The organism is Enterococcus sp. AZ126, assembly GCF_051714545.1.
Classification (GTDB): domain Bacteria; phylum Bacillota; class Bacilli; order Lactobacillales; family Enterococcaceae; genus Enterococcus_L.
Map to the genome: position 1 here is coordinate 1,675,042 of NZ_JBIOSB010000001.1, position 23,702 is coordinate 1,698,743.

Sequence of the window (23,702 nt, forward strand, 5' to 3'; positions counted from 1 at the left end):
AACAGCACAACAAACAGCTTAAAATATATTTCAATAAAGCAAAAAGAGGCTAGAAGATAACTCGTAGAGTTATGTTCTAGCCTCAATGTCTAACTTTTTTGGATCACTACATTTACCTAAAATCGTACCGGTTTTTATAATTATTTTTCTATTTAAAAGCTAATCCAACTATATCTTCTTATTCATAACGTAATGATTCAATTGGATCGAGTTTCGCTGCTCTACGTGCTGGTAATGTTCCTGCAAGGAATGCAATTCCCATAATTACCAAAATGATCACGGCAGATGAAGAAGCTGAAAATTGGATCAAGGTAAAGCCTGACAATGATTTCAAGAATGAATCAGCTGCGATTTGATTGATCAACGCACCTACACCGACTGCTCCTAAGATACCTAAGAGAGAGCCTAAAAATCCGATCAATGCCGCTTCTACACTGAAAATCGTAAAGACTTTCCCACTGCTTAACCCCATTGCTTTCATCAAACCGATTTCTCTTGTACGTTCTTGAACTGACATGTATAACGTGTTGATGATTCCAAAGCTTGCGGCTAATAATGCAATTGCTCCAAACATTGTTAAGACACCTGTGATTGCATTGATCACATTTCTGATCATGCCGATTTGGTCTTCAACAGTTTGACCCATATAGCCCGCTTTATCTAAACGTTCTTTTACATCGGCGATTTCTATTTTTGTTACATCTTTGCTCATCTCACCAATGATCAGTCCATATTGTCCTGTCATCGCTTCTGGTAAGCCTTCTTCGTTGATTTTTGAAATTTCATCAACAAGAGAACGGTTCAATAAAGACATTCCACCTTGGATCAAGCTTGTATTACGTACGCCCGTAATAGTAGCTTCCACTACTTTTTCTTCTCCAGTAGCTGCAGAAGACGCTGCAATTTTAACTGTTTTACCAACCGCATCTTCACTTGATTTATAGCCTAAAGATTTCACATATTCTGGCGCTAAATTGAGTTGAAATTCTGAACTATTTTGATCTACTGCCTTACCTGCTTCAAGATCTACACTCAATTCTTCTAGCATCGGCATTCCTGAAAAAACGTATTTTTCATTGTTCTTTCCTGAAATATAACTTGTCGAAACGGATTTCAATGCTTCTGCATTTTTGATTCCTTTGATTTTTTTTATTTTCTCAAGATCTTTACTATCTAAAGCTTCTTGTTGTTGTATTGAACTTGTCTTTTTATTCTCATCATATTTTTGTGGTTCACCGTCTTCACTAGGTCCCCCAGTCATTTTGGGCTGGATCATGATTTGATTTTGACCACCGACGCTTCCTACTTGTTTATCGATATAATCATTGACACCAATATTCACACCTGTTGTAAGTGAAATGGTAAATGCCCCTATAAAAATGGCTACGATCGTTAAAACCGTCCGCCCTTTATTGCGCATTAAATTTGAACTGGCTGATTTTAAAATATCACTAAATTTCATCTACTCGTTCCCTCCCACAATTAAACCGTCACGCACATGGATTTGTCGATCACAGCGTGCCGCAAGTTCTGGATCATGAGTGACAATAATCAGTGTGATCCCTTTTTCTTTGTTCAAATCAAATAATAACTGCTCGATCTTATCACCCGTTGTGGAATCTAAGTTTCCTGTCGGTTCATCTGCAAAAATGATCTTAGGATTATTGACCAAAGCACGCGCAATACACACGCGCTGTTTTTGACCACCAGATAAGTTGTTGGCCTTATTGTTGATTTTATCGTCTAATTCAACAGCTTTCAACGCTTCAAGCGCCATTTCTTTGCGTTTACCATTTGAAATGCCACCGATTTTTAGCGGTAACATTACATTATTTAAAACCGTATCTTTAGAATTCATAAAAAATTGCTGAAACACAAAACCGAATTGTTTGTTTCGTGTTTTGTCCAATTCTTTTTTGCCGATACTCGTTACATCTTGGTTATTTAATAAGATCTCTCCTGAAGTTGGTTTATCTAATAGTGCTAAAATATGCATAAAGGTTGATTTCCCTGATCCGCTTTTTCCGATGATCGCAACGGATTCACCTTCTTCGATTTTTAGATCTACGCCTTTTAATGCATCAAATTTTGATTCATTACGGCCGTAACTTTTTTTTATATTTCTTGCTTCAATTACAGACATTATTTCCCCTCCACTAATTCTCTCTCTTTTTTTATTACGTAATAATTGTCTACCATTATTCCTCTTTTTTCATTTTACATCTCCTTACTTCTCTTACCATTCTGAAGGAACTCGTCATTCTTGTCATGGTACTTAAGACCTATATTTTCTAGACTTAAGTAGGAGATAAAAAAACAACACCTAATAGCTATTCATACTAATAAGTGTTGTTTTTTTGTCCTTCTGATAACACAAGTTGAAGGATTATTTTTTTATTAATGTCAATAAATCCAAGGTTCGACTTGCTGCCATTTGTAAGTTTATTTTTGCTTCATTCATCGCTTCTTCTAACGTTGTGATTCTATCAACAATTGGAATGATCACAGAAATTCCTTTTTCATAAAAAAGCTTTTGATCTCCATTAAAACTTCCGACAAACGCAATAACTGGTACCTGATATTTTTTGGCAATGCCGCCAATTCCAACTGGGACTTTCCCTTGGAGACTTTGATCGTCCATTTTTCCTTCACCCGTAATCACTAAATCAGCATGTTTAATCGCTTCTTCTAAATCCGTCTGTTTTGAAATAAACTGAAATCCTGAGTGAACGTTTCCCTTTAAAAATACTCTGATAGCAAAACCAAGACCTCCTGCAGCACCATCTCCTGCTACTGACTCGTTCATTTCACACATTCTTTTCTGATAGTTCTTCATGCCACACTCATACTTATCCAATTCATTTTCGGCTAAGCCTTTTTGTCGTCCAAACATATAGACAGCACCTGTTTCACCTAGCAATGGACTAGTCACATCAGAAGCAATATGAAAAGAGATTCCTGACAAACGTGGATCTAAGTGTTCTGATGAGAAATAAGCAACTTTTTCTAAACTACTTCCCTTAGCTGGCAATAACTGATTTTTTTTGTCAAAAAATTCGACACCTAAAGCCCTTAACAGCCCAATCCCACCATCAACGGTTCCTGTTCCACCCAAGCCTATTACGATTTCTTGTGCGCCTTGATCGATTGCTGCTAAGATCAATTCTCCTGTGCCGTAAGATGAGGTATTCAGTGGATGAGTTGCTGTTGTTCCATCTAAATATTGAATACCAGATGCTGCAGCAGATTCGATCACAGCTATTTTTTCAGAGTGGAACCAGCCAAATTCAACTTTTATTAGCTCCCCGTTTAAAGCATGGATTTTTGTTTCAATTTTCTGACCATCACCATTTTTTACAATTGCCGCTACGGTTCCTTCACCGCCATCTGCAATCGCTACTTCTTTGACCATGTGTCTTTGTTCAGTAAACACTTTTGCAATGATTTGATTTGCTTCAATACTTGATAAAGAGCCTTTCATAGAATCAATAGCTGTTACAATATTCATATTCAGCCCTCCTTTGTCTACTTGTTCTATTCTTTATTTTATCATCCTTTGAGAAGTGATGCCCACAATAGATGACTGGATGTTCAATAAAAAAGCCCATAACAACACTAACGATCAGTTTTGCTTTGGGCTTTTTTCATACTATTTTTCTAACATTCGATAACCAATCCCAATTTCAGTCAAAATATACTCTGGTTCAACGGGATTATCTTCGATTTTTTTGCGAATATTAGACATGTTTACTCTAAGGGTCTGGCTTTCATTACTATACGGTCCCCAAACTTTCTGAGAAATAGAGGTGTGCGTCAGTACTTTTCCAATATTTTCACCCAGAACCTGAATGATCTTGTATTCGTTTGGCGTCAGATGGATCACTTTTCCTTTTTTGCTGACAGTGTGGTGTTCAATGTCGATGCACAAGTCACCATTATTGATTTGTTTCACTTCTAGTTTGGGATCAGAATTACTTGAGGCATGTCTTAACGCCGTTCTGATTCTAGCGAGTAATTCTGGTGTTCCAAAGGGTTTCGTAATGTAATCGTCTGCTCCTAGATCCAGCGCTTCAACCTTATTATTTTCATGATCACGAGCTGAAATAATGATGATCGGTACAGGAGACATTTCACGAATTTTCTTTAACACTTCTATTCCATCTTGATCTGGCAACCCTAAATCAAGTAAAATCAGGTCTACCGACCACATCCGAAAAGTCGACAATCCTTCCAAAGCTGAATGTGCTAAATGGATCGTGTGCTTTTCTTTTTCTAAAACAGCACCCATAAATTCAGCGATTACATCATCGTCTTCAACAATCAAAATCGTCGCCATTAATTTTGCTCCTTTCGCTCTAGTGGTAAAGTGAATGTAAAGATTGCACCGCCTTGTGGTCTGTTTTCAGCAGTAAGCGTTCCGTCGTGCGCTATGATGATCGTTTTGACAATCGATAAACCAATTCCCATTCCGCTCTTAGAATCCACTGGTGTACTTTGTTTGGTCAGCCCACTAAACAATAATTTGAGTTGCTCTTTGGTCAACCCTTTCCCTTGATCGGCTATTTCAAACGCGATTTCTTTTTCAGTTAAAGAAACTGTCACAACAATTGGAGACTCACTGTTTGAATGTCTTATGGCATTTTCCATCAAGTTAAACAAAACTTGCTCAATCAAGATAGAATCCATTGGCACTAGCACAAATTCGTCTGGTAGTGAAACATTGATTTCACTAGTTGGATAGCTTTTTCTAATGCGTTGAATCGCTGAGGCCACAACTTCTTCTGCAGCTTCTTTGCTTTTTGCGACTTTCATTGTTTCTTCATTGATCCGAGTGATCGATAATAGATTTTCTACCATGCGGATCAGCCAATCCGCATCATCTTTGATTCCCACAAGTAGTTTACGTTTGGTTTCTTCTGGGAGTTTGGCTGTGTCATTATCATTTAAAATAGTTTCAACAGATCCTGAGATTCCTGTAAGTGGCGTACGCAAATCATGAGAGATTGCTCGTAATAAGTTCCCGCGCATTCGTTCTTTTTCACTTTCAAATAAAATTTGCTGCCGCTCAGAAGTCAGTTTATTTTGTTCGATTGCTAGAGAGAGTTGAGTAGAAACCAATTCTAAAAAGCTGATGATTTCATCAGTAATCGGAATTTCTTTGCTTTTTTCGATCCCAATCACCGCTAATGTGACACCATTTGATAAAACCGGTAAATAGAGCGCTTTAGCCCCCATCAATGTGTCTGTACCGTAACCGGCTTCTTTTTGATTCATGAATACCCAATTAGCAACAGCTAACTCTTCCAAACTTCTTAAAGGTCCTTTAATTGGCGCCCCTTCTGGATTTTTCAATTCTTGCTCCCCATACAAAACGACTTCTCTATCGAGCATATTTGATAAATATTCAGCTGTTGTGGCTAAGATTTCTTTTTGATCATGGGTGACTAGATATTTTTTATTCAGTTCATACAAAATCTCTAATTGATGTTCACGTTTCATAGCATAAAAAGCTTGTTTTTTGATTTGCATCATTAAATTGCTGACCAATAAAGCAACTAAAAGCATAAAAATCAAGGTGACTGGATATCCTTGTTTATAAACAGTTAAAGAAAAAAGAGGGTCAACGAAAAACCAATTAAACATCAAAACACTAGCAATCGAGGCCAATGCTGCCCACAAATAACCTGTTGTGATCCGTGCCACTAGCAGAACAAAAAGAATATAGATCAAAATTAAATTCTGATCGCCGATATGATAATAGGAGCCTAATTCAGAAAGTAACGTTGCTACCGCAAGCAATCCCAAGGTCATATAAAAATCTTTCCAAGTAAATATACTATGTAAAGTCTTTTTCTTGACGGCGTACTTATTTAGTAAATACTTATTGGATTGATATGGAACCAAGTGGATATCAACATCTGGAATAAACGCGACTAGTTCGTCTTCCAAATCAGGTCGGTACAGGCGAATAAAACGAGAGCGTTTGATTGCTTTACCCATTACCAAATCAGTAACACCCCGCATTTTCACATACTGCACAATTGTATCCCGCTGGTTATCACTTTCTAAGGTGACGACTTCACCACCAAGTTTGGCTGCGAGTTTTGAATTATCCGATTCTGAATGCTCAGACATATCCTCTAAAATCTCTAAAGCGATCCATTCCGTGCCTAAAGCTTGCGCTAAACGAGCTGTCCAGCGCAGACATTTTTTGGTCATGTCTGGATTTTTTTCATCAATGATCGTCAGTAATTTCGAATGGATACCGGTACTTTTTTGGGTTTCCTGCTGATTGCTTGTATTGATATGATCTGATGCTTTTCGAATCGCCAGGCCTCGTAATAATGTTAGATTATCTGCTTTAAAAAAATTGGCCATGGCTTTTTTAGCATTTTCTGAATGATAGATTTTTCCTTGTTTCAGTCGCTCCAATAACTCTTCAGTCTCGATATCGACTACTTTCAATGAGCTCGTTTCAAAAAAGGTATCTGGTACTGTTTCAGAAATATGAACCCCTGTCACTTGTTCCACGATATCGTTCAAACTTTCAATATGCTGCACATTGACTGTTGTATAGACATCAATACCTACTTTTAGTAGTTCTTCAATATCTTGGTATCTTTTTCTATTTCTAGCTCCGATTGCATTTGTGTGGGCTAATTCATCTACCAAAATAATATCTGGTTTAGCTTGTAGAGCTTCGTCCACATCAAATTCATTGATTGTGATGCCTTTGTAGTCGTATTTTTTGGTTTGCATTGTAGGTAATCCCGCCACCAATGCTTCAGTTTCTGGACGAGCATGAGGTTCTACATAACCAAGTAAGACTGATTTGCCTTCTGCAAGTTGTTCGTGGGCTTCTTTTAACATAGCGTACGTTTTCCCGACACCTGCCGCATAACCGAAGAAAACCTTCAGTCGACCAGACCTCAGGCTTTGTTCGTTTTTCTTCCATTTTTCTAATAGCTGTTCTGGATCCAACCGTTCATCTTCCACTTGTTATTCCATCCTTTATTCAAAGGTTGAACCAGAAGTGCTTCACTCAGATAAACTAAGAAAATGTTCCTTCTGATCCAACTGTTTATTCAGACTCATCCAAAGATTGATTGACGCCTAAAACATTGACACGTTTCGAATCAATAGTCCCTATTTTAACGCCAGTGATATTTTGTTTGATTATAGCACGGACTTGGCTATTTTTCATATTTCTAGTGGTAGCGATTCGATCAACTTGCGTCATTGCTGCTTCTATTGAAATTTCTGGATCGACACCGCTTGCTGATGCTGTGACTAAATCAATGGGAACTTGCTTTTTGTCCGCTTCTTGTACACGTTTTTCCACACGCATTTTTTGCTCCTTGGAAACAGGGGACAGCTGACTGACTTGATCGGAGCGTCCATGTAGATATTTTTCTTCTGTAAAGGACTGTCCCATCAGTTTTGATCCTATGATACTTGTTTTCCCTGCGTTCTCTTCTTTGATCAGACTACCATTTGCTTGATTTGGAAATAAAACTTGTCCGACAGCCGTAACTGCTGCAGTGTAGATGACACCGCAGATTATGGTAAATAATAAAATACTTTTCAATGAAGTGATCATTATTTTTTTCATGAGATTTTCTCCTTAAATTTAAAGGTGAATAGGCTCGTTCTGCCTTGACAGAAAAATAGGAAAAATCGAGAATGGCGTTCTTTGCCATAATCTATTTTTATCTTTTTTCCGAAAGGCTAGCCTATGAACCTAGATAGAGTTAAAGGTGAATAGGCTCGTTCAACCTTGACAGAAAAATAGGAAAAATCGAGAATGGCGTTCTTTGCCATAATCTATTTTTATCTTTTTTCCGAAAGGCTAGCCTATGAACCTAGATAGAGTTAAAGGTGAATAGGCTCGTTCAACCTTGACAGAAAAATAGGAAAAATTGAGAATGGCATTCTTTGCCATAATCTATTTTTATCTTTTTTCCGAAAGGCTAGCCTATGAACCTAAATATAATAAGGTAACACTGTTCCGCTTCGCTACATCTTGTATTTTTCAATATCCGTTCATTCTATTCTCTGTGTGCAAAAGTACAAGCTTAATACAGCACAAAAGTCAAAATAATATCGATCAACTTGATGGCGATAAAAGGTGCTATAACACCGCCTAATCCATAGACAAGTAAATTGTGGCTCAAGATTTTGCTAGCTGGTTTTTCTTTGTACGAAACACCTTTTAACGCCAACGGAATCAATGCTACGATGACAACAGCATTATAGATGATCGCAGATAAAATCGCAGTAGTTGGGCTAGTTAGCTTCATGATGTTCAACGCATCTAATGCTGGATAGATACTGAAAAACAATACTGGAATGATCGCAAAATATTTGGCAATATCATTGGCGATACTAAATGTCGTCAAAGCGCCGCGGGTCATCAATAATTGTTTCCCTATTTTGACGATACTGATCAATTTGGTTGGGCTAGAATCTAAATCGATCATATTTCCTGCTTCTTTCGCTGCTTGCGTTCCAGTATTCATTGCTACAGCAACATCTGCTTGTGCTAATGCCGGTGCATCATTTGTCCCATCACCTGTCATTGCAACTAAGTGTCCTTTTTCTTGATAGTCACGAATCAAGCTCATTTTATTTTCTGGCGTTGCTTCTGCCAAAAAATCATCCACGCCTGCTTCAGCAGCAATTGCGGCTGCGGTCATCGGATTATCTCCTGTGATCATGATCGTTTTGATGCCCATTTTACGCATATCTTCAAATTTTTCTTTCACGCCATTTTTGACGATATCTTTTAAGTAAATCACACCAAACACTTGATTGTTTTTGACTACAACGAGTGGTGTTCCTCCTTCATTGGCAACACGTTGAACGATCGTATCACATTCTTCTGGATAAAGATTCCCCATTTCCTCCACATATTTTTTCATCGTGTCGGCCGCGCCTTTGCGAATTTCGTCTCCTTGGTAATTGATGCCACTCATTCGAGTTTTTGCGGTAAATTCGATAAATTCGACTTCCATATGATTTAATTCACGGCCGCGGATATCAAATTTTTCTTTAGCCAAAATAACGATACTACGACCTTCTGCTGTTTCATCTGCTAAAGAAGAGAGTTGAGCAGCATCTGCTAAGTCATATTCGCTTATACCTACAACCGGGATAAATTCACTTGCTCGGCGATTGCCTAACGTGATCGTTCCTGTTTTGTCTAATAACAAAATATCTACATCACCAGCAGCTTCAATTGCGCGTCCACTCATTGCAATCACGTTTTCTTTGTTTAAACGACTCATTCCAGCTATCCCGATAGAAGAAACTAATGCGCCGATCGTCGTTGGTGCTAGACAAACTAATAATGCAATAATCGTTGTTAAAGCTAATGCAGAGCCGTTACCGACAAGTTCACTTGAAAATTTGGTAAAAGGCAATAAAGTTGCTGAAACAACTAAGAAAATGATTGTTAGCATAATCAAAATAATTTGTAACCCAATTTCATTTGGTGTTTTTTTCCGTTCCGTTCCTTCTACCATGGAAATCATTTTATCTAAGAAAGATTCCCCATTTTCAGCAGTCACTTGGATGACTAGATAGTCAGAAACAACTGTTGTTCCGCCAGTTACAGCACTACGGTCACCACCAGATTCCCGAATCACTGGTGCAGATTCTCCTGTGATGGCACTTTCGTCCACCGAAGCCGCACCGTCGATTACATCCCCGTCCATTGGAATTTGTTCATTAGCTGCTACATAAACAAGATCCCCTTTTTTTAATTCTGATGATTTTATTTCCGTGAATTTTTTTATATTTGCTTCTTCTATTGAAGCTACCTTGTGCGCGACAACATCTTTCTTCGCTTGTTTTAAGCTTTCTGCTTGCGCTTTCCCACGACCTTCGGCAATGGCTTCGGCAAAGTTAGCGAATAAAATCGTTACCCACAAAATGACCGCGATTGCTAAAATAAAGAACGGTTCTGCATCTGTGTAACCTACAAATGTTAGAAAATAAAGAATCGTTGTTAAAATCGCTCCTAGATAAACCACTAACATGACTGGATTTTTTAGTTGAATCATTGGTGCAAGTTTTTTAAAGGATGAGTTGAACGCATCTATATAAACAGCATATTTATTTTGTGTATTTTTCACTTTGTTCCCCTTCTTTACTTTATTTTGTCATAAAGTGTTCTGCGATTGGTCCTAATGCCATAGATGGCAAGAAGCTTAACGCGCCAATCACTAAAATCACAATGATCAGCATCGTTACAAATGTTGCATTTGTCGTTGAAAGTGTTCCAGATCCAGTTGCTACGATTTTCTTTTTCCCTAAATTGGAAGCAAGGTAAATCACAGCTAACATCGGAATAAAGCGAGAAAGAATCATGATGATTCCGCCCAGTATATTCAAGAATGCCGTGTCCGTAGTTAATCCTGCAAAAGCACTTCCGTTGTTATTTGCTAATGAAGAAAAAGCATAGAGAATTTCAGAAAATCCGTGCGGTCCTTGATTGGTCAACCAAGACATGGCTTGAGGATTCAAAATGAACAACATTGTGCCGATCAAAGTCAATAGCAGCGGTGTTAAGATGACTAGACAGGCCATTTTCATATCGAAAGGTTCAATTTTTTTACCTAAATATTCTGGTGTTCTTCCGACTAGCAAACCAGCAATAAAAATAGCTAGTAAGATGAAAACGATCATTCCGTAAAGACCACTACCTGCACCGCCAAAGATGATTTCGCCCAACTGCATCAAGAACATTGGGATCAATCCGCCGAGTGGTGTAAAGCTATCAAGCATTGCATTGATGGAACCATTAGAAGCAGCAGTCGTACTAACAGCCCAAAGACTGGACCAACCAATACCAAATCGCGTTTCTTTTCCTTCCATGTTCATTTGACCGATCACATGATTGAACTGTGGTCCGTAATATTCACTTAACGTTACACCGATCAATGCTGCGATTAAAAAGCCAAGTGACACGATCATGATCGTTCTGCCTTGTTTCCAATTTTTCACAAATAGACCAAAGGCCACGATCAAGGCTGCTGGAATTAAGAGGATTGCACTATTTTCGATAAAGTTACTGATCAAATTAGGATTTTCAAACGGATGTGCAGAGTTTGCGCCAAAATAGCCACCGCCATTTGTACCTAATTGTTTGATTGCGACTTGACTGGCCACTGTTCCCAATGGCAAAAAGATTTTTTGTCCTAATTCCAAACTAGTTGTTTCAACTGAACTGGCGAATGTTTGAACCACGCCTTGAGAAATCAATAATAAGGAAACGACAAAAGAAATCGGTAATAAAATATAGAGAATAATTTTCGTTAAATCTTGCCAAAAATTGCCGATTTGTTTTGTTGTCCGATTTGTGAATCCACGAAGTAAAACAAACAATACCGCAATCCCGACAGCTGCTGAAACAAAGTTTTGCACGGTTAGTCCAAAGGCTTGTGTAAAGATCGATAGCATATCTTCTCCAGCATAGGCTTGCCAGTTTGTATTAGTAACAAAACTTGCTGCTGTGTTAAAGGCTAATGAAAAGCTAGTCCCAGGAAGTTTTTCTGGATTCAATGGTAGAAATCCTTGCCCTAAAAGCATTGTCATCAAAAGAATGAACGAAAAGAAACTAAAAAATAAAATGCTCAAGGCATACTGTTTAGCAGTCATCTCTTTTTGCGCTGATGCTCCTAAAAATTGATAGATCTTCGTTTCGATTGGGCTAACGATTTTTGTCATAAACGTTTTTTGATTAGTCATCACTTTATGGATATAAAAACCGAGCGGAACGGCTAAACCGAGTAAGACGATGAAAAAAATAGCTTGTTGGATAATAATTGCACTCACTGTTGATCCCCCCAAAATAGTTGGTAAAATAGATAAATAAGCAGTGTTCCTGCGATAATTCCAGTAATAATCGTCATCGAAATTCCTCTCCTTCACTTGATGGATTTAGGATATCAAATTTCATATAAAGATAGTGTTAAAGTTTGTATTAGGTCTTTATACCATCTTTACACTAGTAAGGGCTTTCATTTCAATTTAAAACATCCGCAAAAAAATATTCACTCTTAACTTTGCGTATTTTACTTTGTCGCCTATCTTACAGTCTTGCGACTGGATGGAGGTGTCCTCTTTATGTTCGTAGCGTTAATCTGTCCGCTTCTTGTTGGAATTTTAGTCTCGTTATTTGAGTATTGGCTGAATAAAAAATATAAGAAGTAACAGTAGATATGGCGACATTAGCCAAAAAAAGCCCCTGGAGAGTACCATTCTCCAGGGGCTTACTCTTTATGTTCTTGCATAGCAAATTCATTATACCATGAGATGATTATTGATATCAAGAACAAAAAAATTATTTCTTACAAAAATTTCTCAATATCCCCAGCAATTTTTTCTGGCTCAACAGTGGGCGCAAAACGTTTTACTACATTACCATCACGATCGACTAAAAACTTAGTAAAGTTCCATTTGATCGCGCCCCCTAAAAGTCCGCCTTTTTCACCTTTCAAAAAATCATACAACGGATCAGCATTTTCCCCATTCACATCGATTTTCCCGAATGTCTGAAACGTCGTTTGATACGTCATCTGACAAAAATCACTGATTTCTTGATTGGTTCCAGGCGCTTGATGTCCAAATTGATTACAAGGAAAGTCTAAAATTTCTAAGCCTTGTTCACGATACTTTTTATATAAGGCTTCTAATCCTTCATACTGAGGTGTAAAACCGCAACCTGTCGCTGTATTTACGATCAGGAGTACTTTTCCTCGATACTTTTCTAATGAAACGATTTCATCATTTGTCGTTTTTACTTGATAATCATAAATACTCATTTTACTACTTCCTCTCCAGTTATCTGTCTTAATTAAATAGTAGCTAGTTGGGTGTTTTTCGTCAAGGAAATAAGCTTTACTAGTCACGGATCAAAAAAATTTCTAAATAAAAGATAGAAGCTAAGACATAACTCTACGAGCTTATGTCCTAGCCTTAAGGAATCCGAATAAACGCTTCTGTATCAACTTCTATCTGGATCTAATTTTAACTAACCTTTCTTTTATTCAACGATTCCTTTTAGTTCAGCTACTTCTGTATCGATTTCATGCCATTCATTCATTATTTTTTTATATCGGTAACGAATGATTACTGCCGCAATAACACCAATCGCGGTCAACATGATATTCAATCCAAAAATCAGTGAAACATCGATTTTTTCTAGTTGGCCTGTAATATACGGTATAATCATTACAGACACCGACGTTGCAATCGAATAGTAACTGGTTATCCGCCCTTTCCCTTTTGAAAATAACTCTAACAGTACTGCTAATCCCAATTGCCAGATTCCACCTGCTGCAAAAACACCGATACCGATCGAGCCAATCAAAAACATCGGCACACTTGGAAATAATGTCATTCCAATCAGTAAAAATAATGAAATCAACGTACACCAAATAAGTAACAATGTCGGTGCAACACCCCGTTTTACGATCAATGACGTTAAAAATACTGATGCAAATGAACCGATACTATAAGCACTGACCAACACCAAACTATTGGAGTGATTCATAAGATGCAATGACTCTGCAAAAGAGGGAACCCACAAAATAAAAATATTGAACGTCGATACACACGTAAAACTGAAAACCAACAATGCCAGCCCTTCAACTTTAAATAGTGGTTGCTTTCTTTTCTTCGTCATTTCTTCTTTAACTTGTGGTGCATCTTCTTGTATCTCTGCTCTTTCTGGAAACCCAAGTTTCGAAATGTAGAGCAGATTAAGAAATAAGCCTAAAGCGCAACCGATAAAAACAAGGCCAAAGTAGATTCCATGATTCAACATAAAACGTGTTAGCAAAGGTAAAATAAATTGCCCTAAAGAAATAAACGCTTTATTCAAAACACTAAGAGAACTGTTATCTTTTTCGTCAGGATAAGCTTCCATCAATGTAGGATAGGTACTTGTATCTAAAAAAGCATTACTAAATCCTGCAAACAAAGCGAAAAAGAGCCCTTGTAAATAATTTTGACTTATTAAAATTCCTAGAAAAAAGATCAAGTAACTAATAATTCCCAACTGTACTGTTTTCTTACGTCCAAATTTATCTGAAGAATACCCAGCAAAATACAAAATCAGCACGCGTCCTAAACCAATACCACTAATAACCAATGTCACTTGCTGGACAGTTGCTTGCCAACTATCCATTAAAGCATTAAGATTTTGAGATAAAATAATTGCCGCCATACCTTGAAATATAAAATTCGTATATAAAGAGCCGATCAAAGGGGTGTAGTTTTTTTTCGTTGTCTCCATTGCCATTCTCCTAGCTATTTAAAATTGACTTTGCTCATCTTTTCACTATCTATAGTTTAAGAAGAATTGTCCATAATATCTAATGCTTTATTTTCATGTAATCGATAAATTCTATTTATCAATTGTTTTTTTTACTTACACTGCTTTACTGGTTAATTAATTATCCTATTATTGCTCACACTTAACTACAAGTCAACTGTTAATTTTTTGTCGTATAAATAATTAAACAAGAGGCCAGGACATCACTCTGCGAGATATGTCCTGGCCTCTTGTTTTTAGAAAAGATAACTCAAATCACTTGAGACTGTTGGATAAAGCATAATCATTTCGTTCACTTTATCAGCTGGTAATTTTTGGTTGACCATCAGAGTAAACAAATTGATCAACTGGTCTGCTTCATTGCCTAAGACTGTTGCTCCAACTAATAATCCTGTTTCTTTTTCTGTAACGATCTTGGCTTTTACCAGAGGCTCATTAAGATGCTTATAAGTAAACCATTGAGATAAATCTAATACTTCAACCTGATAGCTTCCATTTTCCAAAGTGACAAGCTCTGTTAAACCAACTTGTGCCAGTTTAGGTGAACTAAAAATAATAGTCGGTAAGGCCGGATATTTAATGGTTTCTTGTGTTTTTCCGCTAAGAATTTTAGCCAAGTATTGACCTTCAAAACTGGAAACTGGTGTTAATTTAGGCTCATTTTTTTCTAGGCAATCACCTAATGCGTAGATTGATTCGACCGCGGTTTGCAAAAACTCATTTACTCTGATTCCTTTATGCGTATAATCGACTCCAATTTTTTCCAAATCTAAGCCCTCAACATTCGGAATACGACCCGTTGCACAAAAGACACGATCAACGAATAACGTTCCTTGACTTGTTAAAGTAATTTCAATTTGCTCACTTTTTTTAGTAAGACCTTCAGCCGATTCGTTAAAATGAAAATGAATCCCTCGAAGTGAAAGATTTTCAATCAACTCTTTAGTCAGCGCTTCATCAAACCCTTTTAAAGGCCGATCATTATGATGGAGTAAATGAACTTCACTCCCACAACTTGCAGCAATATTGGCAAGTTCAAGAGAAATATAACCACCGCCGACAAAAGCAATTTTTTTAGGTAACTCTTTCATATTTAAAAAATCAGTACTCGTATCAAAATTTTCTTTTCCAGGAATATCTAAAATAGCTGGTCGTTGTCCAGTAGCTATAATAAATGCATCCGATTGATACTCTTTATTTTCTACGGTGATCGTATGCTTGTCTTTGAAAGAGGCAAATCCTGTGATTGTTTGAATCCCTGAACTTATTAATCCCGATTTTTGTTCAATCGGTACAGGCTGAGTAAAGGTTTCTTTGAACGCCATTAAATCACGCCAATTGATTTCAGGTCGCGCATCAAAGCCTTTATTTTTTAGTTGCACCACGTTGTCTCTAGCTTCAACAGCACCATAAAGAACTTTTTTAGGATCACAACCTCGGTTGGGACATGTTCCTCCCCACAAATCAGCTTCTACCACAGCAACTTTTTTTCCTTCTGCCACTAAATCATACGCCGCAGCCATTCCACCTGGACCACTGCCAATAATGATCACATCGAATCTTTCCATTGGGATATCCTCCTTCATTTTTTAACTTATTCAAGTTCTATAAATAATTAGTTTCATATAAACAATACGGGTTTATTATAGCAAGCGTTTAGAAAAAGTGCATATGATAGGACCTAAAAAAATCGCTTAATGTCAACAATCCAGACCATTAAACGATTTTTTAGTTTTCTACATATATTTATTTTGAATCAACATTTTACACATTGCGTCCATTTTCCTGAATGACTTTTTGGTACCAGTAGAAACTATCCTTTTTATAACGTTTTAGACTGCCATCTTGATTTTCATCTTGATCAACATAAACAAATCCATAACGTTTTTGATACCCATTCAACCAACTAAGTAAATCGGTATACGACCATGTACAATAGCCTAATACTTCAACACCATCCGTTATTGCTTCTCTGATTGCATGAACATGATCATTTAAATAGTTGATACGATAATCATCGTGAATTTCGTTATCCTTCGTTATTTTATCATACTCTCCAAGTCCGTTTTCTGTAATCAAGACAGGAATTCGATAACGACTGGTAATTCTTCTAAGACCGATACGCAGCCCTTCTGGATCAATTTCCCAATCCCAATTTGTCCGTTCAACAAAGGGATTTTCTACACGTTTAAAGACTCCAGGAAGTCCAGATTCTTCTGATGAACCTTTTTCTCCTGTCGTGTTCATTTTTCCTAAGCCGACACCATCTAGTGGATTAAAAACAACTGTATTGGTTTGATAATAATTGATTCCAAGAAAATCAGGTTTGCCTGCTGCTAAAAGTTCTTCGTCACCATCCTCTATGGTCGGGGCTAACCCTTGTTCTTTTAGCATTTTTAACGCTGAAATCGGGTATTTTCCGAATAAATAAACATCCATCCAAAAATGAGCATTTAAATCCTCTGAATCTTCCGCTGCTAAAATATTTTTGGGATCACTATTAAGTGAGTAATTAGGACCGTATGCAAAACTTGGCCCAATAGAGCCTGGCATATTTAGTTCATGGAATTTTTTTATGACCGATGCATTGGCAAGGTTAGCATAGTGATTCGCTTGGTACATTCGTTTAGGATCGCTCACAGCTGGCGGATGAGATGCCATCAAGTAGCCATGACTGATAAAGATATTTTGTTCATTCAAGCTGATCCAGTATTTCACTTTCCCTCGGAATGCTTCAAATAGCACTTGTGCATAATTTGTAAAATCTTCAACAATTTTTCGCGATTCCCATCCCTGATATTCGTCTTGAAGTGCTTGAGGTAAGTCCCAATGATAAAGCGTTACTAACGGTTCAATTTGATTCTTGATGAGTTCATCCACTAAATCGATATAAAATTGTAAGCCCGCTTGATTGATCTCACCACGACCATTAGGAAAAATACGCGTCCACGCTATTGAAAAACGGTACGCTTTCAATCCTTGTTCTTTCATTAAAGCAACGTCTTCTTTATAACGGTGATAATGATCAACTGCTACATCGCCATTCGTCCCTTTGAATGTCTTGCCGGGAATTCGGACAAATTCATCCCAGACAGAAACCCCTTTCCCCTCTTCATTCCAAGCCCCTTCAACTTGATAGGCAGCTGATGCGCTGCCCCATAAAAAATCTTCTGGAAATTGATCTAATTGTTTATGCTCCATCCTATTTACCTCCATTTTTATTATCTTTCTCTATTATAAGCTTAAAAAAAAGATTTGTACTACTATTTATCTATATAATTGTTTTAAAAACAATTACTCAAAACATGTTAAAAAATTATTTGTTCATAAATAGAATTATTTTTTAATTCACATGTTTTTTTATTTTCTTTTTCTCAAAATAAAAACTTGATAATATAATCAAGTTTTTTTCCTCTTTGAGTGTTACCTAACATTGTGCTATACTAATATCACCTTATAGTATAGTGTTTTTATTATAAATTTAGTATGAAAGGAGCGAGATTTTTTGGAAGAAGAATATTCACGTCGAAAACAACAACGTCCAACATCCACATCAAATAAAACAATCTTAATCGTTATTTTATTATTAATAATAAACACCTTTGTATTAGCTATATTGTTATTTTTAAATGTCCAAGCAACTTCTAAACAAGAAACACGATTGGAGAATATCGAAAAGCAAGTCAGTTTACTTGATAAAGAAAAAAAGACTAACAATAGTGCAACTTCAACAGATAGCACAAAACAAAATGATTCTATCAGTGAAAGTTCTACTAAAATAAGTAGCTCAAACGATACCAGTTCGACTATAGAGAGTTCTAAACAAGCAGTACAAACAACTCCTTCATCAGAGAATAATGAGGATGCTACAGAACCTACAACGGCCCATGCAGCAACTACTTATACCGTTCAGTCTGGCGATACACTGTCTGCGATTGCTGAGAAAAACAACCTGTCTCTTCAAGATTTAATGACAAAAAATAGTTTAACTGATTCAACTGTTTATATTGGACAAGTATTATCATTGCAATAGATCACTCTTTCCCCTACATAGTTTTATCTAAATGTTACAACAAAAATCTATATGAGGTATTAAACGCCTCATACAAATAGAATAAAAACAAATGTGAGTTGTAGGTCTATTATTTATTAAGGTTTTATTCAGATCACTCAAAAAGATTTCTAATTGTTTTAATAGCTACTACGTTTCTAAATAAAACAGAGAAAGTAGGTGAAAACTTACCCTTTCTCTGTTTTATTTTTATTAGTCTTCAATTTTTAAAGAGCTCAATCTATTTTGTAAGCATATTATTCATATCATCAATAAATTGAGAATAATTTTTTTGTAGTGAACTATCTGTTCTATCAATTTTTAGAGTTTGTTTGTTAAGAATTTCTTTTTGCAGTTCATCCGCTAGCTTTTTGAAATTTTGATTACTTTCTTCAGAATACGTACGTGATTGGTATTTACTTTGACGAGAGTATTGTTTTAAGTCGGCATCGTTGATCTCTTCTTGTGTGTCTGCGAAATACTCGTCATATTTGGCGTCTATTATTTTATTTGTGTCTTTATCTTTAATAATAATTAAACGTCCATATAATCCTTCGCCTAATTCCTTCGTCAATCCGTAATATTTTTCCTTTGACTCATTTGCTATTCTCTCTGATAGTTTGTTTGCAGCAGGAATGTATCCATTTCTAACGCTGTTAGACGACCCTCTAACAGAATAAAAATCTCCTGTTAAAGAATTTTGTTCCAACATTTGATGTTCAAGAAAAGTCATCGCATTAACAATGGTTACTAACGTAATATCTGTTCGATTGTTTGCTGCTTGAAAATCTGCGTACCCTGATAATCTTTTTGTTTCACCTGCCCAATCAGCAGAATAATAATTGTCTGGTCCTTTTTCATCAAACTCAATGGCAATCAATTGATCATCTTTCTTTACTACATCCAAACTAGCGACATATCCACCATCAAATTCATATTCTTCATGATAATAATCGCCGATAATTTCGCCAAGTTCTGGTCGGCCTGACCAATACATTTTTTCTTGTTTTTCTTTTCCAGTATAAGCTGTTCCCTCATACGCACCATTCGTTGCACCAGTTACAACATCAAAAGAATAAGTATGATTATTTTTAGAAAATTCTCCTAAAACAGTCTCTACTGGAGCATCACTTTCTTTTGATGAATTAGCTGTCACAGCAGTCGCACCTGTCGAAGCTTCTATAGGAGCTTCCGATTTTTCTGTAGATGCTGCATTGTTTTTATTCCTAGGTTCATCCGGTTTACATGCGCTAACTAAGAATAATGTTAGTAGTAGAGGGATTATCTTTTTGTTCATTTGTTTCTCCTTCTTGTTTTTTATTTACTAGAGGTTGGGACAGAAGCATTTAACTTCGAGAAATAAGAGAGAATTCACGAAAATTGTTCTTTAATTTTTTGTGAATGTCAACCTATGCCCGAAGGCGTTGCTTTTACTCCCACCGGTTATTCGGATTCCTTAAGGCTAGGGTGACTCGTAGAGTGATGTTCTAGCCTCGTTCTATTAATTTTTTTGAATAAACAAAAAACTTATTTTTATACAGTTCAAATAATTAAATTATGTGCTAGTATTGCAATGAACAGAATTCATTTAATTAGTAATTATAGATATCCATTGCTGAATTAGACACGATACTATTATTTTAGATATTTTTTTTACGTGTGAAAATAAATAAACTTGAATGTACTAACATGCCTAAAGTAAATAAAAGACTATTGCTTTGCTCTCCTGTTTCATCTCTAGGAGCATTCGAAGCCAACAGAACCCCTACTGTTAATAAAAGAATATAATTTTTCATTCTTAATTCCCACCTACCTTATCCTAAGAACTATAAGAAACTTAATTTTATCACAATAACATATCTATATATTCTCATTTTTATCTAAAATATTAAAAATAATTGATAAAAGAATCTACTGAGCAACTATTTTTAACGGTCATCTGGTTAAGTAAATAGGATTCAGCATATTATTTGTCTTAGATATTTTATGAACGAGCATTTTTAAGTAATAAAATAGGATAGAGAAAAATCTCTACCCTAAACTCTTATCTAGCATAACTTTGTGGACTACTCACACTTTTTACTTTAGCCGCTATTCAAATCTGAATAGTAGTTTTTAGATTCAGATCCATAGTCTTAACTTTAATTTATCTATTCTTTTTCAAAGTTAAATACGCTTCACGAGCATCTTTTGAATCTTGTGCCATCATAGGATAGGCTTTTTTTATGTCGTTTGCAGTAATAAAAAAGAAAATAATTGCTATAATTTCAATTGGGAAGACAATCAAGCCAATTAGCCCTAAAGTAGCATCTCCTGTTCCACCACTGGCAATTTCTACAAATATTGGAACTAAAAATACTATTCCTAAAGCATTGACTACATAAATTAGTATTGGTGCAACATACTTTCTTTTAGATATCAATTTTAGTTTACTTGCGCCAATATTTGCAAGAATAGTAAAGACAAAAAGAATCATTCCGACGTTACTCAGATTAACATCTAGGAAAGACAGTACAAATATCACTATATAGACTATAGGTATAGCTAAATAATACCCATACGTTTGATAGGGTCTCGTTTTTTCCTTCATTTCTTGCTTTGCAACCTTTAAATTTTCTTTCATCATTCGTTTACTCCTTTATTTAAATTCATTCCTTCAATTATACCATTTCTGATCCTTATAAGTACATATCAAAATGATAGTTAAAAAATAATTCTTCTTACCTTTAAAACGATTGTTTTAAAATAAAAAAATAGCATAAATAAATTCACCTTATAAAACATGTATTGAATTTAAATCAATACGCCACTTTTTGTATGCTATAATATAGTTATTATTATATTGTAAGGAGCATACTCATGATTATTGTACCCACTAAGAAAGCATTACCATTATTTAACGATTTTTCAGTATCAACAAATACGTCAAGTTCGAATGAACGTTCTTTCTTTTCTTGGCATGCTAATTACTTCACTTTAGATAGGAAGAAAATTTTAGTATTGGTTAATGACTTATCTTTTTCTCCGATTGTTCTAGCTGATATTAATGCAAAAAACAAACAACACCTTCCTACTTATATTAAGGAAGGCATTGAACATGTTTTTGGTTACAGCACTGATAAATCTTATCAAATAAAAAAATATTTTCTAAAAGCTGGTAGAATAGAAATTTCATATGCTTTCAATCGTTCTGTTATTAGTATCAATAACAATATGATTCAGCTGTTAAAATCTTATCCAGAAAATATTGATTTGGATTCAAAATTACAGCCTTCTGAAATGGAATTTCTTGCTAGAACACCTTACCGTAGTATGACTCCTGAATATTCATTTAGTACGGATGTTGTAAAAAAAGAGTTGGATAAGCTATAGTTTTTTATAGCTTATTCGGCTCTTCAACTTTAATTTTATCTTTTTTGACACAAATTACTTTTTCTTTTTACTAAACAATGCAAAAAAAACGGAATCATAAAAATTTACAATTGCTTCAATTAAATTTTCCATGTCAACTACTCCTTCTCACCCTTTTTGGGACACTATAAACTGAACTTATAAGTCAAATAACTAACAAGAATGTATAACCCATATAAACTACCGACTATAAGAACAGGGTAAAGAATATCTCTTATTCTAATTTCCCCCGACTTAATGGCGTTGTAACCTATAACAATTAATTGAACTAAGTATGCTAACATCGATATCAAGTTTAAAAAGTTCCATCTAATATTAAACCCCATACTTAAAATCAAACTGAGAACACTTACAATCCACCCAAAAAAGAAATATTTATATTTTAGTAATTTACTTATAAACTTTTCCATAAAAACATCCTCACCTAACTATTTGATCCATCCTTTTTGAGAAAACAAAGGATTTTTATTGAACTTCAAAATCATCTGTAATATAGGACATTCTATGATTATGAATTTCAAAAAAACCTTTCTGTGGAACATCTAAATATATTGATTCTTTATAGTCCAAACCTACTAGGCACCCTCTCAATACTCTCCCTAATAAGCCATGAGACATAACAATAATCGTTTCTTCTTTTGCTTGCTCAACAGTATTAATCCAACTTTTGCATCTTTTTATTACTTCTGTATAGTTTTCTCCATCGGGTGAACAAAAGTACCAATTGAACGCATCCACATCGGGCTCATTGTTTCTTACCTCTTGAACATTTTTACCATTCCAAGAACCTATGTTTACTTCCTCTAAGTCATTATCAAATGTAATATTAGCATTTGTTAGTCCTAACTCAGTCCTAATAATTTCAGCACTTGCTTTTGCTCGTCCTAAAGGGCTTGAATAAAATTTTATAGAATTTTCTTCTTTTTCGATATCCAACTTGCGCTTAAGCAACATAGCATTTTCCCTTACCTGTCTTACACCTACCTCTGTTAGTGGAGAATCGAGAATGCCTTGATACTTACCTAGTTTGTTATACTCTGTTTCCCCATGTCTTAGTAAAAAAATTTTCTTATCTTTTAATAGCTTCATTATTTAATTTTTTTAAAGTAATTTATTTACTGAAAAAAAATTTTAATATTAAAATAGCTTAAAATCATTTATTTTAATTTGAAACTTTAATTTTTTTTTTAGTACGAAGATTTATTTTTAAATTGCTATTAAAGAATCTTTATGTTAGGATTAAATTACTAATTAAAGGAGTGTTTAATATGAAAAAGAAATTATTTTTGGTTGCATGTCTATCAGTCTTTGGCTTGTTTGTAGGAGCTAGTTCAGTTACTGCAGAAGAAACAAACAACTTAACACAGGAGGTTTTTGGTAAAACTCCTCGAACATCTAAAATAATCCGTGAAATTGAATTAGATCCTGGAGAACAGATTGAATTTAAAATACCCACCTTTTGTTATAAATTAGACCAGAATTCTTATACGACAATGATGATCTTTAAGTTTAAAGCAGATAATCCAAACAACGATTTTTATTCGTTAAAAACTTATTACACGCATCCTAATCAGGACACTTACACAGTTGACTATATGCTAGACAACAAAGACAACTATGTCCATGAAACATATACAGATTTAACGTTTGTAGATACTATGGATTTCGATGAAGGTAAAGGGACGGAGACATTCCAACTCACCAATCTTTCAATTGTACCTATGAAATTTAAGATCGGTTATTCGTCTGATATATATGATACGTCAGCTGGTGAATCATCCAATTTTGGCAATATCAATTTCAAATTATAATAGTATAGAGAAGGAGAAAGCTCAACAGCTATCTCCTTTTTATGTTGTTCTGAAGCTTTACCCGGACTCTCCGAGCTGATTCTACTTT

The 23,702-nt window shown here is 35.5% G+C and carries 20 protein-coding genes; 4 read left to right on the forward strand and 16 right to left on the reverse strand.

Annotated features, from left to right (window positions below):
- Positions 1–178: 178 nt before the first annotated feature.
- From IGI43_RS08050 to kdpA, 8 genes are all read right to left on the reverse strand, one after another.
- Positions 179–1,462, reverse strand: coding sequence for an ABC transporter permease (locus tag IGI43_RS08050; protein ID WP_438757293.1), 1,284 nt, complete (start codon positions 1,460–1,462; stop codon positions 179–181).
- Entirely contained in the window at positions 1,463–2,143 is a 681-nt protein-coding gene (locus IGI43_RS08055) for an ABC transporter ATP-binding protein (RefSeq protein ID WP_069645775.1), read from the reverse strand. It abuts the gene before it with no gap.
- 243 nt (positions 2,144–2,386) lie between these two features.
- Positions 2,387–3,508, reverse strand: a complete 1,122-nt coding sequence (locus IGI43_RS08060) for a glycerate kinase family protein (RefSeq protein ID WP_438757294.1) — start codon at positions 3,506–3,508, stop codon at positions 2,387–2,389.
- Between the two features lie 141 nt (positions 3,509–3,649).
- Entirely contained in the window at positions 3,650–4,336 is a 687-nt protein-coding gene (locus IGI43_RS08065) for a response regulator transcription factor (RefSeq protein WP_438757295.1), read from the reverse strand.
- Positions 4,336–6,996, reverse strand: a complete 2,661-nt coding sequence (locus IGI43_RS08070; protein ID WP_438757296.1) for a DUF4118 domain-containing protein — start codon at positions 6,994–6,996, stop codon at positions 4,336–4,338. Before IGI43_RS08070 ends, IGI43_RS08065 begins: the two co-directional genes overlap by 1 nt.
- A gap of 85 nt (positions 6,997–7,081) precedes the next feature.
- On the reverse strand, positions 7,082–7,612 hold the full coding sequence (locus IGI43_RS08075) for a potassium-transporting ATPase subunit C (protein WP_438757297.1): 531 nt from the start codon (positions 7,610–7,612) through the stop codon (positions 7,082–7,084).
- Positions 7,613–8,075: 463 nt separating this feature from the next.
- Positions 8,076–10,136, reverse strand: a complete 2,061-nt coding sequence (kdpB, locus tag IGI43_RS08080; RefSeq protein WP_438757298.1) for a potassium-transporting ATPase subunit KdpB — start codon at positions 10,134–10,136, stop codon at positions 8,076–8,078.
- 19 nt (positions 10,137–10,155) lie between these two features.
- Positions 10,156–11,838 (reverse strand): potassium-transporting ATPase subunit KdpA, encoded by a 1,683-nt coding sequence (gene kdpA, locus IGI43_RS08085; protein WP_438757299.1) that lies wholly within the window; start codon positions 11,836–11,838, stop codon positions 10,156–10,158.
- A 291-nt stretch (positions 11,839–12,129) separates the two neighbouring features.
- On the opposite strand from kdpA, the gene IGI43_RS08090 reads away from it, so the two are divergent.
- Positions 12,130–12,216, forward strand: coding sequence for a type I toxin-antitoxin system Fst family toxin (locus IGI43_RS08090; protein ID WP_438758831.1), 87 nt, complete (start codon positions 12,130–12,132; stop codon positions 12,214–12,216).
- A 137-nt stretch (positions 12,217–12,353) separates the two neighbouring features.
- Here IGI43_RS08090 and IGI43_RS08095 read toward each other — a convergent pair whose 3' ends face one another.
- The 4 genes from IGI43_RS08095 to IGI43_RS08110 all read right to left on the reverse strand — a co-directional run bounded on the left by IGI43_RS08095 (position 12,354) and on the right by IGI43_RS08110 (position 17,542).
- Entirely contained in the window at positions 12,354–12,827 is a 474-nt protein-coding gene (locus IGI43_RS08095) for a glutathione peroxidase (RefSeq protein ID WP_438757300.1), read from the reverse strand.
- A 221-nt stretch (positions 12,828–13,048) separates the two neighbouring features.
- Complete coding sequence (locus IGI43_RS08100) at positions 13,049–14,302, reverse strand: MFS transporter (RefSeq protein WP_438757301.1); 1,254 nt, start codon at positions 14,300–14,302, stop codon at positions 13,049–13,051.
- A 275-nt stretch (positions 14,303–14,577) separates the two neighbouring features.
- Positions 14,578–15,909, reverse strand: a complete 1,332-nt coding sequence (locus tag IGI43_RS08105; protein WP_438757302.1) for a dihydrolipoyl dehydrogenase family protein — start codon at positions 15,907–15,909, stop codon at positions 14,578–14,580.
- A 196-nt stretch (positions 15,910–16,105) separates the two neighbouring features.
- Positions 16,106–17,542: a glycoside hydrolase family 1 protein gene (locus tag IGI43_RS08110; protein WP_438757303.1), complete on the reverse strand. Its 1,437-nt coding sequence runs from the start codon at positions 17,540–17,542 to the stop codon at positions 16,106–16,108.
- Between the two features lie 304 nt (positions 17,543–17,846).
- Between IGI43_RS08110 and IGI43_RS08115 the strand changes: the two genes are divergently transcribed.
- Positions 17,847–18,374 (forward strand): LysM peptidoglycan-binding domain-containing protein, encoded by a 528-nt coding sequence (locus IGI43_RS08115; RefSeq protein WP_438757304.1) that lies wholly within the window; start codon positions 17,847–17,849, stop codon positions 18,372–18,374.
- Between the two features lie 259 nt (positions 18,375–18,633).
- Here the strand turns inward: IGI43_RS08115 and IGI43_RS08120 are convergent, their stop codons facing one another.
- The 3 genes from IGI43_RS08120 to IGI43_RS08130 all read right to left on the reverse strand — a co-directional run bounded on the left by IGI43_RS08120 (position 18,634) and on the right by IGI43_RS08130 (position 21,018).
- A complete protein-coding gene (locus IGI43_RS08120) occupies positions 18,634–19,689 on the reverse strand; it encodes a hypothetical protein (RefSeq protein ID WP_438757305.1) in 1,056 nt (351 codons plus the stop codon).
- A gap of 343 nt (positions 19,690–20,032) precedes the next feature.
- The gene (locus IGI43_RS08125) at positions 20,033–20,188 is read right to left on the reverse strand and encodes an LPXTG cell wall anchor domain-containing protein (protein ID WP_438757306.1); all 156 of its coding nucleotides are present in this window, start codon (positions 20,186–20,188) and stop codon (positions 20,033–20,035) included.
- A 350-nt stretch (positions 20,189–20,538) separates the two neighbouring features.
- Entirely contained in the window at positions 20,539–21,018 is a 480-nt protein-coding gene (locus IGI43_RS08130) for a hypothetical protein (RefSeq protein WP_438757307.1), read from the reverse strand.
- Between the two features lie 233 nt (positions 21,019–21,251).
- On the opposite strand from IGI43_RS08130, the gene IGI43_RS08135 reads away from it, so the two are divergent.
- Complete coding sequence (locus tag IGI43_RS08135) at positions 21,252–21,764, forward strand: DUF6933 domain-containing protein (RefSeq protein WP_438757309.1); 513 nt, start codon at positions 21,252–21,254, stop codon at positions 21,762–21,764.
- 504 nt (positions 21,765–22,268) lie between these two features.
- Here the strand turns inward: IGI43_RS08135 and IGI43_RS08140 are convergent.
- A complete protein-coding gene (locus IGI43_RS08140) occupies positions 22,269–22,892 on the reverse strand; it encodes a histidine phosphatase family protein (protein WP_438757310.1) in 624 nt (207 codons plus the stop codon).
- A gap of 179 nt (positions 22,893–23,071) precedes the next feature.
- On the opposite strand from IGI43_RS08140, the gene IGI43_RS08145 reads away from it, so the two are divergent.
- The gene (locus IGI43_RS08145; protein ID WP_438757311.1) at positions 23,072–23,614 is read left to right on the forward strand and encodes a hypothetical protein; all 543 of its coding nucleotides are present in this window, start codon (positions 23,072–23,074) and stop codon (positions 23,612–23,614) included.
- The last annotated feature ends 88 nt before the right edge of the window (positions 23,615–23,702 follow it).

Bases quoted from the DNA above. Each gene is read 5' to 3' on its own strand.
- IGI43_RS08125 (WP_438757306.1), bottom strand. From the start codon at position 20,188: ATGAAAAATTATATTCTTTTATTAACAGTAGGGGTTCTGTTGGCTTCG.
- IGI43_RS08110 (WP_438757303.1), bottom strand. From the start codon at position 17,542: ATGGAGCATAAACAATTAGATCAATTTCCAGAAGATTTTTTATGGGGC.
- IGI43_RS08090 (WP_438758831.1), top strand. From the start codon at position 12,130: ATGTTCGTAGCGTTAATCTGTCCGCTTCTTGTTGGAATTTTAGTCTCG.
- IGI43_RS08145 (WP_438757311.1), top strand. From the start codon at position 23,072: ATGAAAAAGAAATTATTTTTGGTTGCATGTCTATCAGTCTTTGGCTTG.
- IGI43_RS08065 (WP_438757295.1), bottom strand. From the start codon at position 4,336: ATGGCGACGATTTTGATTGTTGAAGACGATGATGTAATCGCTGAATTT.
- IGI43_RS08135 (WP_438757309.1), top strand. From the start codon at position 21,252: ATGATTATTGTACCCACTAAGAAAGCATTACCATTATTTAACGATTTT.
- IGI43_RS08095 (WP_438757300.1), bottom strand. From the start codon at position 12,827: ATGAGTATTTATGATTATCAAGTAAAAACGACAAATGATGAAATCGTT.
- IGI43_RS08075 (WP_438757297.1), bottom strand. From the start codon at position 7,612: ATGAAAAAAATAATGATCACTTCATTGAAAAGTATTTTATTATTTACC.
- IGI43_RS08105 (WP_438757302.1), bottom strand. From the start codon at position 15,909: ATGGAAAGATTCGATGTGATCATTATTGGCAGTGGTCCAGGTGGAATG.
- IGI43_RS08140 (WP_438757310.1), bottom strand. From the start codon at position 22,892: ATGAAGCTATTAAAAGATAAGAAAATTTTTTTACTAAGACATGGGGAA.
- IGI43_RS08120 (WP_438757305.1), bottom strand. From the start codon at position 19,689: ATGAACAAAAAGATAATCCCTCTACTACTAACATTATTCTTAGTTAGC.
- IGI43_RS08055 (WP_069645775.1), bottom strand. From the start codon at position 2,143: ATGTCTGTAATTGAAGCAAGAAATATAAAAAAAAGTTACGGCCGTAAT.
- IGI43_RS08100 (WP_438757301.1), bottom strand. From the start codon at position 14,302: ATGGAGACAACGAAAAAAAACTACACCCCTTTGATCGGCTCTTTATAT.
- IGI43_RS08130 (WP_438757307.1), bottom strand. From the start codon at position 21,018: ATGATGAAAGAAAATTTAAAGGTTGCAAAGCAAGAAATGAAGGAAAAA.
- IGI43_RS08060 (WP_438757294.1), bottom strand. From the start codon at position 3,508: ATGAATATTGTAACAGCTATTGATTCTATGAAAGGCTCTTTATCAAGT.
- IGI43_RS08050 (WP_438757293.1), bottom strand. From the start codon at position 1,462: ATGAAATTTAGTGATATTTTAAAATCAGCCAGTTCAAATTTAATGCGC.